Annotated in this window: 10 protein-coding genes and 1 pseudogene; 8 read left to right on the top strand and 3 right to left on the bottom strand. The window is 74.3% G+C overall.

The window, feature by feature from the left end:
- Positions 1 to 472: M23 family metallopeptidase (locus tag EAO70_RS06295; RefSeq protein WP_148002051.1), on the top strand; the 472-nt coding region annotated here is incomplete at its 5' end.
- On the opposite strand, the gene EAO70_RS06290 is transcribed toward EAO70_RS06295, so the two are convergent.
- Positions 353 to 1,357 carry a DMT family transporter gene (locus EAO70_RS06290; RefSeq protein WP_315986212.1) on the bottom strand — a complete coding sequence of 335 codons (1,005 nt, stop codon included), beginning with the start codon at positions 1,355 to 1,357 and terminating at the stop codon, positions 353 to 355. The genes EAO70_RS06295 and EAO70_RS06290 overlap by 120 nt on opposite strands.
- Before the next feature lie 258 nt (positions 1,358 to 1,615).
- Here EAO70_RS06290 and EAO70_RS06285 point away from each other — a divergent pair, with 258 nt between their 5' ends.
- The 3 genes from EAO70_RS06285 to EAO70_RS37675 all read left to right on the top strand — a co-directional run bounded on the left by EAO70_RS06285 (position 1,616) and on the right by EAO70_RS37675 (position 4,364).
- A complete protein-coding gene (locus EAO70_RS06285; protein ID WP_148002019.1) occupies positions 1,616 to 2,329 on the top strand; it encodes a (2Fe-2S)-binding protein in 714 nt (237 codons plus the stop codon).
- Between the two features lie 88 nt (positions 2,330 to 2,417).
- Complete coding sequence (locus tag EAO70_RS06280) at positions 2,418 to 3,902, top strand: SDR family NAD(P)-dependent oxidoreductase (protein ID WP_148002018.1); 1,485 nt, start codon at positions 2,418 to 2,420, stop codon at positions 3,900 to 3,902.
- 291 nt (positions 3,903 to 4,193) lie between these two features.
- Complete coding sequence (locus EAO70_RS37675) at positions 4,194 to 4,364, top strand: hypothetical protein (protein WP_187283757.1); 171 nt, start codon at positions 4,194 to 4,196, stop codon at positions 4,362 to 4,364.
- A gap of 153 nt (positions 4,365 to 4,517) precedes the next feature.
- Here the strand turns inward: EAO70_RS37675 and EAO70_RS06275 are convergent, their stop codons facing one another.
- Positions 4,518 to 5,924, bottom strand: coding sequence for a lipase maturation factor family protein (locus EAO70_RS06275; protein WP_148002017.1), 1,407 nt, complete (start codon positions 5,922 to 5,924; stop codon positions 4,518 to 4,520).
- A 22-nt stretch (positions 5,925 to 5,946) separates the two neighbouring features.
- A pseudogene (locus EAO70_RS06270) lies at positions 5,947 to 6,450 on the bottom strand (DUF1990 family protein); the annotation flags it as partial.
- A gap of 158 nt (positions 6,451 to 6,608) precedes the next feature.
- Between EAO70_RS06270 and EAO70_RS06265 the strand changes: the two are divergent.
- The 4 genes from EAO70_RS06265 to EAO70_RS06250 form a co-directional block, all read left to right on the top strand.
- Positions 6,609 to 8,699, top strand: a complete 2,091-nt coding sequence (locus tag EAO70_RS06265) for a SpoIIE family protein phosphatase (RefSeq protein WP_148002016.1) — start codon at positions 6,609 to 6,611, stop codon at positions 8,697 to 8,699.
- Positions 8,700 to 8,863: 164 nt separating this feature from the next.
- Complete coding sequence (locus tag EAO70_RS06260) at positions 8,864 to 10,207, top strand: wax ester/triacylglycerol synthase family O-acyltransferase (protein WP_148002015.1); 1,344 nt, start codon at positions 8,864 to 8,866, stop codon at positions 10,205 to 10,207.
- A 72-nt stretch (positions 10,208 to 10,279) separates the two neighbouring features.
- Positions 10,280 to 11,152, top strand: a complete 873-nt coding sequence (locus EAO70_RS06255) for an Fpg/Nei family DNA glycosylase (protein ID WP_148002014.1) — start codon at positions 10,280 to 10,282, stop codon at positions 11,150 to 11,152.
- Positions 11,153 to 11,190: 38 nt separating this feature from the next.
- Positions 11,191 to 11,592 (top strand): response regulator (locus tag EAO70_RS06250; RefSeq protein WP_148002050.1); only part of this gene is annotated, 402 nt, incomplete at its 3' end.

Below are 11,592 nucleotides of genomic sequence, written 5' to 3'. Positions count from 1 at the left end.
CGCGAAGCCCAGCACCAGGCCCGCCACCCGGCCCGCGACCAAGCCGCGCCCGCCCGCCACGGAGGAGCGCCGCTACTCCGCCCCCGTCTCCGCCGGGATCGGCACCCGCTACGGCAAGCCCGGCTCCTCCTGGTCCAGCGGCTACCACACCGGCGTCGACTTCCCCGTACCCACCGGAACGTCCGTGAAGGCCGTCGCCGGCGGACGGATCGTCTCCGCCGGATGGGGCGGCGCGTACGGCTACCAGATCGTGCTCCGGCACGACGACGGCCGCTACAGCCAGTACGCCCACCTCTCCGCGCTCGCCGTCCGAGACGGCCAGCGGGTCACCGCGGGCCAGCGCATCGGCCGCTCAGGATCGACCGGCAACAGCTCGGGCCCGCACCTGCACTTCGAGGTACGGACGGGTCCCGGGTACGGCTCCGACATCGACCCCCTGGCCTATCTCCGGGCGCGCGGGGTCTCCCTCTGACCCCGCGGCTGGTCCTGAGCCCCGACCACCTCCCGGACCCGGCGCCGGGAGGGACCCGGCCGGCGTCATCCGGTCGAGCGTGAGCTGGATCAGGCCGCCCGCGGCCACCGCGCCGCTGATCAGCGCGGCGACGGTGCCCGCCGTGCCGTAGCGGAAGCTCTCGCCGAACAGGGTCAGGCCCACGGCCGCGGCCACCACCGGGTTCATCACCGTGACGGTCGCCAGCGGGGCCGCGAGCCCCGCGCCCCGGTACGAGGCCTGGGACAGCAGCAGCCCGGACACGGCGAGCGCCGAGAGGACCAGCAGCGCGGTCCACTCGGCGAGCGGGGCCGACGGCGTCCACTCCTCCGCCACCGACTTCGTGAAGACGGAGGCGATGCCGAAGGAGACGCCCGCGGCGGCGGCCAGGACGACGCTGCGCAGCACGGACCTGCCGATCAGGTGCGCCGCCGCGAACAGCACGGCCACCAGGCCGAACGTGCAGCCCGCGAGCAGCCACCGGTCGCCGTCCGACAGGGCCCGCGCCTCGGCGCCGCTCGTCAGGCTGAGCAGCCCGGCCAGGCCCGCCGTGGCCATCACCGCGCCCCGCCAGGCCCGCGAGCCCGCCTTGCGGCCGACGAAGAGCGCCGCCATGGGCAGCGCGAAGACGATGGTCAGCGCACCCAGCGGCTGGACCAGGCTGAGCGGCCCGTACGCGAGGGCGGCGACGTGCAGGGCCGCCCCGACGCCGTTCAGCAGGACGGACCCCCACCAGGCCGGACTGCGCAACGGGGCGTAGCGCGGGCCCGCCGCGGAGGAGGCGACCCGCTCCTGCACGATCGCCGCGGCCGCGTAGGCGACCGCCGAGACCAGAGCCAGGAGGACGGACAGCAGGAGGGGACTCATACCTTCCACGATCTCTCTTCCCGGCCGATCACGTCGTCGTACCAGGGGACGTCTTCCCGGGTACACCGCACGCAGTACATCGCCCCCACGTACGCCTGGAGATGTACACCCGCGCAGGTCAGAACGGGTGCAAAGCGACTTTTTCGAGCCCTGCCGGGGACCCTCGTACGCCGGATACGGTGGTCGGAAACCGGGACGGAGAACCTGCCCGGGCAGCACTCCGGCGCACGACCGGGACCGGAATCAGGGGGAGCTCGGGTGGATCTCGTCGAGAGCGCGTCCGTGGGCGGCTTCTTCGCCCTGCGCACCAGCGCACCGGAGAGCGGCGGAGCGCACCGGCCTCTCGCGCGCCTCTACGCGGGCGACGACGGACCGCTCCACGCGCGCGTGGACCGCGTCGCCGCCCGGCTCGGCGCCCCCGAGCGGCGCGTCGGGGCGTCCGTCGCCCACCTCGGGCTCGCCGCCCGGCTCTGGTCGACCGCCCTCGGCCCCGCCGCCCTGCACGGCCGCTTCCCCGCCCTCGACCCCGCCGAGCTGTACTGGGACGGGGCCCTCACCTCACCCGACGACCTCTGGTGGGCGGGCTCAGACACCCGCCCCGCGACCGTCGACGCGCTCCGGGCCGCCGTCCAGGAGGCCCACCTGGTGCCCCTCCACGCGGCCCTGGCCCGCGACGGGCACATCTCCCCGCGCCTGCTCTGGGGCAACGCCGGCTCCGCGCTCGCCGGCGCCCTGCGCGAGCTGACCCGCTGGGCACGCGCCCACGGACGCCCGGAGGCCGCATCACGGGCCGCCGGGCTCGTCTCGGGACTCCTGGACCACCCCGACCTCGCCGGGACCGTCCGCGGCCCCCGGCTGCGCCGTGCCAGCTGCTGTCTCTACTACCGCTGCCCCGGCGGGGGACTCTGCGGCGACTGTGTCTTCGACCACGCCCCCGGAACGGGTTTGGAGGGGCGGCCCAAGGCTCCGTAAAGTTGCGGGGGTCGCCGTCTCGTGAGTTCCCCCGGACGGCGGCGGCCCACCCACGGTGACGAACGAGCGAACGAGGAACCCGAAGGCCATGACGGTGACCGAAGAAAACCAGGACTACGGGCCGGGTATCGACCCCGAGCGCCTGGCCGTCTGCCTCGGCGTCCTCGACGAGCTCGACGAGCTGGACGTCGACCACCCGGACGCCATCCGCGTCCGGCGCGCCACCGCCGGGATCTACCGGACCGTGAAGCAGCGCCGCCGCCAGGAGCGCCGGGCCTTCAAGACCGCCAACGACAAGGCGGTCACCGAGGCCACGGCCACCGGCTCCGCGCAGCGCATCGACGACGAGACCGAGGGCATCCTGCCCTCCTCGGTCACCGAGGAGGGCAGGATCGCCGGGATACTCCAGCGCCCGCGCTCCTGCTACGTCTGCAAGACGCGGTTCGTCGAGGTCGACTACTTCTACCACCAGCTCTGCCAGAAGTGCGCCGCCGAGAACCGGACCAAGCGCGAGGCCCGCGCCGACCTCACCGGCAAGCGCGCGCTGCTCACCGGCGGCCGGGCGAAGATCGGCATGTACATCGCGCTGCGGCTGCTGCGCGACGGCGCGCACACCACGATCACCACCCGCTTCCCGAAGGACGCCATCCGCCGCTTCAAGGCGATGGAGGACTCCGGGGACTGGATGCACCGGCTGGAGGTCGTCGGCATCGACCTGCGCGACCCGGCCCAGGCCGTGGCCCTCGCCGACCGGATGACCGAGGCCGGCCCGCTCGACATCCTCATCAACAACGCGACCCAGACGGTCCGCCGGCTGCCCTCCGCGTACGCCGCCCTGGTCGAGGGCGAGAGCGCCGGGCTGCCTGCCGGCGAGCTGCCCGCCCACCACGTCATCGGCGCCTTCAACTCCGGCGCGGTCGGCGAGCTCGTCGGCTCGTCCGAGCTTCCCGCCGGAGTGCGCGACCTGGCGGCCCAGCAGGTCGCCGACCTCGCGCTCGTCGCGGGCAACGCGACCATCGCCAAGCACCTCGACGGCACCGCGATCGACGCGGGCGGCCTGGTGCCGGACGTCGTCGACTCCAACACCTGGGTGCAGAGCATCGAGCAGATCTCCCCGGTCGAGCTCCTCGAGACCCAGCTGTGCAACTACACGGCGCCGTTCATCCTGATCAGCAAGCTGCGCCCGGTGATGGCCGAGGCGGCGAGGAAGGCTGCCAGCGGCCGCTCGTACGTCGTGAACGTCTCGGCGATGGAGGGCGTCTTCAGCCGCGGCTACAAGGGCGCCGGACACCCGAACACCAACGCGGCCAAGGCCGCGATGAACATGGTGACGCGGACCAGCGGCGAGGAGATGTTCAAGACCGACGGCATCCTCATGACCTCGGTCGACACCGGCTGGATCACCGACGAGCGCCCGCACTTCGACAAGCTGCGCCTCGCCGAGGCCGGCTTCCACGCCCCGCTGGACCTGGTCGACGGCGCGGCCCGCGTCTACGACCCGATCGTGCGCGGCGAGGACGGCGTGGACCTCTACGGCTGCTTCCTCAAGGACTACGCCCCCGCGAACTGGTAGGAACCGGCCGCGCAGCGGTTTCACCCGTCGTGACAAGAGCGCCCCACCGGCCAGGTGGGGCGCTCTTTCGGCTTGGTTCACCCGTTCGCGTCACACTTCGGAGCCCGGTAGAGCGCATGTGTGCTCATTTGGTTAGTCTGAGGTTCACGGTCGGCCACCGAGGAGACACACCGTCCTCACGGCCCTCCAGGGACAGGCCTCTCACCGGGGCCGCGGTCCCGCCCGACGAACGGCGCCACCGCGACCGACCGGCATCTGTCCCACAGGTAGCGCGACACGAAGGAGTGCGCGGTGACAGCAGAACTGACGCAGCAGGAACCGCGGCCGTCCGAACCCAAGGAACGGCCCCGCAGGAACGGCGAGCTGGGAAGCCTCGAGGTGTGGGCCCATGCGGCCCCGATCCGCCTCGCGGGGTACGAGGACGACCTCGCCGAGCCCCACATCCTGCCCGGCATCGACTGATCCCCCCGCTTCACCGGGTGCCCCCGACCGCCACGCGCGGCCGGGGGCACCGGCGTGTACGGGCGCCGCGCGCGGCCGGGGGCACGGGCGTGTACGGGCCGCCGGGGGCGGTCGCGAACGCCTCCGGTGCCTTGTCGCGGGCGGGTCGGCGCCTCACCGCAGCCGGGTCGGCGGCAGGTACTCGCGGACCAGCGTCCGGTGCCACCAGTCGCCGGTCGCCCGCAGCTCCCGCCAGGTCGTGTAGCGGTACCGGTAGAGCCGGGCGCGGACGAAGACCGGCGGGGCGTCGGGGAAGGGGTTGCGGGCGAGCAGCCGGAGGGTGTCCCGGTCGCCGTCGAGCAGCCGCTCGACGAACGGGCCGAACCAGTCCCGCGCGTATCCCGGGCTGAGGGCCGCGAACCACATCAGCCAGTCGAGCCGCAGGTGGTAGGGGGCGAACTGGCCGGGCAGCCGCCGCGGATCACCAGGCTTGCCCTTGAACGCGTACTCCCGCCACTCCGTGCCCGCGTGCGGCGCCGGATCGTCGGTGCCCTCGACCACGATCTCGTCCCTGACCCGCCCGACGGTGCCGAACGCGCCGTAGCTGTTGACCAGGTGGTACGGGTCGTACGAGCGGTTCATCGCCTGGTTCCGGGAGAGCAGGTTGCGGACCGGGCGGTAGCTCCGGACCAGGACGAACACGGTGGCCGCCACGACCACGACCACGTACCAGAGCGGCGGATCGGGCCGGGGGTGGGCGCCGGTGACGGGGGAGGCGTCCACGACGGACAGGGCCAGCACGATGGTGATCCAGTTGAGCCAGGCGAAGTTGCCGGACAGCACCAGCCACAGCTGCGTCGCGATCATCAGTCCGGCCGCGACGGTGGCCACCGGCTGCGGGGCGAACAGCAGGAACGGGACGAACAGCTGGACGACGTGGTTGGCCGCCGCCTCCACCCGGTGCAGCGGGCGGGGCAGGTGGTGGAAGAACCAGCTCAGCGGCCCGGGCATGGGCTGGGTCTCGTGGTGGTGGCAGAGACAGGTCAGATCCCGCCAGCACCGGTCCCCGCGGATCTTGATGAGCCCGGCGCCGAACTCGACCCGGAAGAGCAGCCAGCGCAGCAGGAAGAGGACGAGGACCGGCGGGCCGGTGTCGTCGTTGCCGAGGAGGACGGCGAGGAACCCGGCCTCCAGGAGCAGGGACTCCCAGCCGAAGGAGTACCAGGTCTGGCCCACGTTCACGATCGACAGGTACAGCGCCCAGAGCACCAGCCACAGCAGCATCGACACCGGCAGCGGCACCGCGTCCCCGGCGCCGGCGAGCAGGGCGAGCGCGAGCGTCGCCCCCGACCAGGCGACGGCGGCGAAGAGCCGGTCGGAGTACCGCCAGTGGAAGAGCGAGGGAGTGTCCCGCGGCCGGGTCCCGCGCACGTACTCCGGTACGGGGAGCATGCCGCGCTCCCCGATCAGCGCCCGGAACTGCAGGGCCGCCGACAGGAACGCCACGCAGTACAGCCCGGCGAGGCCCCGCTGGAAGACGATCCGGCTCAGCCAGTGGTCGGGCGCGGTGAACCACTCCATCCCCTCCAGTATCGGTGCGGCGTCACGTCCTGACGAGACGCCGGAGGATCGTGCCGAGCCGGCGCGCGTACGCCCGCTGGAGGAGGGGGACCACGGGGCCGCCGACCCGGGTGTACCAGACGGCGGGGCGGCTGAAGGCGGTGACGGTGAACCGGACCGTGCCGTCGGGCTCCAGGTGGACCATGAAGGACTCCTCGCCGCGCTCGGGATGCCCGGTGAGGGTTCCGTACGCGAAGCCGATCCGGCGGTCCTCGTATGCCGTCCAGACCACCGAGCAGGCCGCGCCCATCCGGAGCGGGCCGAGCCCGGCCGAGATGTCGACGGCCACGCCGGGCGCGGCGCGCTCGGCGTCGGCGAGGAGTCGGGCCCCGGTGGCGCGGTGCATCCGCCAGGTGGTGACGGCGGCTCCGGCGGTCTCGAAGGCGGCCCGGCCGTGGCCGACGACCGTGCTGTACCGCAGGTGGTGGTAGCCCTCCGGGAGGGCGGACGGGGTACGGGTGGCGGCGACCTCGCGGTAGCTGAGGGTCGGGCGGGGGCCCTCCGGCGAGCCGACCGTGCCGGACGGCGACCTGCCGCCCGAGGAGCTGTTCCCCGCCGAACCGGTGCCGGACCAGCCCGAGACCTTCGAGGGGTGAAACGGATCTTCATGGTGCGCACGAGCGGGGCTGCGCCTAGCGTGGCCCCATGAACGCGGGCAGCGGGGGCGGGGATGCGGCCGAGCGGCTCCGTCGCGCCCTGGCGGGAGAGGACGCCGGGGCGGCGCGGCTCCTCGCCTCGTCCGGGCGGGTCTTCCGCATGGGCGGCTTCGACTGGGACCTGGTCACCGGCACCATGGCCATGGACGCGGCCGCCCTCGACGTCTTCGACATGGACCCCGCCCAGTACGACGGCCGTCCCGAGTCGCTCGGGTCCCGGGTCCTGCCCGACGAGGCCCGCCGCCTCGACACCCTGGTCGCCCAGGCGCTGAAGGACGGCAGCGCGGAGTACGGCGCCTACCTGCGCATCCGCCGCCGCGACGGCGTGCACCAGTGGACCCACACCCAGGGCATCGTCCACCGCGACGCGGACGGCCGCCCGGTCCGCATCATCGGCGTCGTCCGGGACGCCACCCACGAACTCTCCGAGTCCGCCGCCCGGCTCGGCCTGGACGAGGGGCGCCGCCGCCGCGCCGGGGTCGTCGAGGGCACCACGGCCGCCCTCGCCTACGCGCGGACCGTGCAGGACGTCATCGACCTGCTGAACGACTCCCACGCGCTGGAGCACTTCGGCGCCGCGAGCCTGGTGATGGGACTCCTCGACGCCGGCCGGATCCACCTGGTCGCCGAGGGCCCCGAAGGGGCCTTCGTGCCGGGCACCCGCTTCACCCGGGTGGACGAGCCGTACCCCATGAGCGAGGTGATCCGCACCCTGCGGCCGCGCTTCATCGAGTCGCCCCGGGACTTCGCCGCCTCCTTCCCGGTGCTCTGGCCGCACATCAGCGGCCTCGGCATCACCGCCGCCGTCTACCTGCCGCTCATCGCCCAGGCCCGGCCCATCGGCGCGCTCGGACTCCTCTACAGCGACAAGACCGGCTTCAGCGAGGACGAGCGGACCCTGCTCGTCGCGCTGGGCAGCAGCATCGCCCAGAGCCTCCAGCGGGCCATGCTGTACGAGCAGGAGCACGACCTCGCCGAGGGGCTCCAGCAGGCGATGCTGCCCCGCCGGATCCCCGAGGTGCCCGGCGCCCAGACCGCCGTCCGCTACCGCTCGGCCCGGCTCGGCCGCGACGTCGGCGGCGACTGGTACGACCTCATCCCGCTCCCCGACGGCCGGGTCGGGGCCGTCATCGGGGACGTCCAGGGCCACGACACCCACGCGGCGGCCGTCATGGGCCAGCTTCGCATCGTGCTCCGCGCGTACGCCGCCGAGGGCCACACGCCTTCCACGGTGATGGCCCGCGCCTCCGTCTTCCTGCACGAACTCGACACCGACCGCTTCGCCACCTGCACATACGCCGAGGTCGACCTCGGCACCGGAGTGGTCCAGGTGGTGCGCGCGGGCCACGTCGACCCGCTGATCCGGGAGGCGGACGGACACTGCCGCCGGATCCCGGTGGAGGGCGGACTGCCGCTCGGGCTCTCCGCCGAGTTCGGCCGGCTCGACTACCCGGCGACCACCCTGGAGCTGGACCCCGGGCAGACCCTGATGCTCTACACCGACGGCCTGGTCGAGAAGCCCGGGGCAGACCTCGACGAGGGGCTCCAGTGGCTCTCCGCCCTGGTCCGGCGCGGGCCCGCCGACCTCCAGGAGCTCGCCGACCACCTGTGCGACGTGGTCGCCGACCGCGGCGGCGAGGACGACGTCGCGATCCTCCTCCTGCGCCGCGAGAGCGCGACCGGCGTCCCCGGCGCGGGACGCTTCCGGCAGCACGTCGCCCAGAGCGACCCCGAGGCGCTCAGCTCCGCACGGCACATGATCAGGGCCGCCGTCCGGGCCTGGGGCGCCGGCGAGCGGGCCGACGAGATCGAGCTGGTCGCCGACGAGCTGATGACCAACGCGCTGATGCACACCGACGGCGGGGCCATCGTGACCCTGCGGATCCTCGGCGGGTCCCCGAGGCGGCTCCGGGTCGAGGTCGAGGACCGCTCCAGCGCCCTGCCCCGGCGCCGCGAAGCGGGGGAGGCGGGCGTCTCGGGACGCGGACTGCTGCTCGTCGACCAGCTCTCCGACGTCTGGGGTGTGGAGTCGCGGGGGAGCGGCAAGTGCGTCTGGTGCGAGTTCACCGTCCCGGCCTGAGCACGCCCTCCGGGATCCGACGGTCACCACACGCCGGTAGTGCGCGCGTCACAGAGGACCGCGACTGTTAACAGAGCGTGCACTGATCGTACTTGACCGTAACTGTCGGTGCGCGATTGACTTCGTGCTTCCGGCTTCCGCGCCGCCTGTACGTGAGGACACCCGTGAGCAGCGAGCTACTGGCACCGCTAGACCTGGCCTTCTGGCACCTGGAATCCACCGCGCACCCCCTGCACCTCGGGGCGCTCGCCCACTTCGGTCCCGCCCCCCGGGGCACCGGCCAGGAGCCGCCGGACGTCCTCGGTCTCCTCGCCCGCCGCGCCGCCGCCGTGCCCCGGCTCCGGATGCGCGTCCGCGACGTCCTGCTCCCCGTCGGCGGCGCCGCCTGGAGCGTCGACCCCGACTTCGACGTCCACCGGCACGTCCACGAGGTCTCCCTCCCCGGCGTCGACTTCACCGCCGAGGCCGCCCACCTCGCCGCCGAACTCATGGAACGGCCCGTCGCCCGCGGCCTGCCGCCCTGGGAGATGTACCTGCTCAGCGGCGCCCCCGACGGCTCCTTCGCCGTCCTCGTGAAACTCCACCACGCCCTGGCCGACGGGATGCGGGCCGTCGCCATCGGCGCCGGGATCTTCGACGAGATCGCCGCCGGCCGCCGCCCCGCCGGACGCGCCCGGCCCGTACCCCCCAGCTCCTGGCTCCCCGGACCCGGGCGTCTCCTCGGCCTGGCCCGCGACCGGCTCGGCGACCTCGGCCGGGCCGTCGAGGTCGGCGCCTCCGTCGTCCGCGCCAGCCGCCTCGACGGCCGGCCCACCGCCGCCCTCGCCGCCGAATCCAGCGGCACCCGCCGGATCGCCACCGCCTCGCTGCCCCTGGAGCGGGTGCACCGGATCCGCCGCACCACCGGCGGCACCGCGAACGACGTCCTCCTCGCCCTCGTCGCCGGTGCGCTCCGCCGCTGGTTCGACGGCCGTGGACGGCCGCTTCCCGCGGCCGATCCCCGGGCCCTCGTCCCCGTCTCCCGGCGCCGCCCCGGCGCCCCGGCCCGCTCCGGCAACAGCCTCTCCGGCTACCTCCTCGACCTGCCCGTCACCGAGGCCGACCCGGCGGCCCGGCTCACCGCCGTCCGCGGCGCCATGGACCGCAACAAGGCGGCCGGCCCCTTCAGGGGCGCCGGGGCCGTCGCCCTCCTCGCCGACCAGCTGCCCCCGCTCGCCCACCGCTTCGGCGCCCCCCTCGCCGCGGGCGCCGCACGGCTCCTCTTCGACCTCCTGGTCACCCAGGTCCCGCTGCCCCGCTCCGCGCTCTCCCTCGGCGGGGCGCCGCTGCGCGCGCTCTTCCCCATGGCCCCGCTCGCCCGGGGCCAGTCGCTCGCCGTCGCCATGTCCCCGTACGGCGGACAGGTCCACATCGGCCTCGTCGCGGACGGCGAGGCGGTCCCCGACCTCGACGCGCTGGCCCGCGCCCTCACGGCCGAACTCGACCTCCTGGACCCGCCGGAGGCGTGAGGGCCCGGCGGCGCGCGCACCCCGGGCCGTGTCCGGCGGGCGTCCCGGGCGCCCGTGCGGCAGGGTGGAACCATGCCCGAACTCCCCGAGGTGGAGGCCCTCCGCGCCTTCCTCGACACGCACCTGGTGGGCAAGGAGATCGCCCGCGTGCTGCCCGTCGCGATCAGCGTCCTCAAGACGTACGACCCGCCCCTGAGCGCCGTCGAGGGCGCCGGGGTCACCGCGGTCGGGCGGCACGGGAAGTTCCTCGACCTCACCACGGCCGGGCCCGCCGGCGAACTGCACCTGCTGTTCCACCTGGCCCGGGCCGGCTGGCTCCGCTGGCAGGACCCGCTGCCCTCGGGCCCGCCCAAGCCCGGCAAGGGCCCGCTCGCCCTACGGACCGCGCTCACCGGCGGCGACGGCTTCGACCTCACCGAGGCGGGCACCACCAAGCGCCTCGCCGTGTACGTGGTGCGCGACCCGCGGGAGGTGCCGGGCGTCGCACGGCTCGGACCCGACCCGCTCGCCGAGGACTTCGGCCCCGAGGAGTTCGCCGCCCTGCTCGCCGGCGAGCGGCGCCAGATCAAGGGCGCGCTGCGCGACCAGAGCCTCATCGCCGGCATCGGCAACGCGTACAGCGACGAGATCCTGCACGCCGCGAAGATGTCCCCGTTCAAACCCACCCGGAACCTCACCCCGGAGGAGACCACCGCCCTGTACACGGCGATGCGGGCCACCCTCCACGAGGCCGTCGAACGCTCCCACGGCCTCGCCGCCGGCCGGCTCAAGGCCGAGAAGAAGAGCGGCCTGCGCGTCCACGGCCGCACCGGCGAACCCTGCCCCGTGTGCGGCGACACCATCCGCGAGGTCTCCTTCAGCGACTCCTCCCTCCAGTACTGCCCCACCTGCCAGACCGGCGGCACACCGCTCGCCGACCGCCGGCTGTCCCGGCTCCTCAAGTAGCCCGGCACCCCCGGCGGGCCCCGGTTACACTCCGCCGCATGCTGCGCGTACTGGCCGTCGACGACGAGCAGCCCGCCCTCGGCGAGCTGCTCTACCTGCTGCGCGCCGACCCCCGGGTGCGCTCCGCCGAGGGCGCGGGCGACGCCACCGCCGCCCTCCGCCGGATCGGCCGCGCCCTGGAGGCCGGCCCGGACGGCGACGAGGCCGTCGACGTCGTCTTCCTCGACATCCACATGCCCGGCCTCACCGGACTGGACGTGGCCCGGCTGCTGGCCGGCTTCGCCCGCCCGCCGCTCGTCGTCTTCGTCACCGCCCACGAGGGCTTCGCCCTCCAGGCCTTCGATCTGAAGGCCGTCGACTACGTCCTCAAGCCCGTCCGCCGCGAGCGCCTCGCCGAGGCCGTCCGCCGGGTCCACGACCTCGTGCACGCCGCCCCCGCC

This window comes from Streptomyces sp. adm13(2018), assembly GCF_008042145.1.
In the GTDB taxonomy this organism is placed as follows: Bacteria; Actinomycetota; Actinomycetes; order Streptomycetales; family Streptomycetaceae; genus Streptomyces.
Note: the sequence above shows the minus strand (reverse complement) of the source record. Positions and strands in the feature narration are given on the sequence as shown.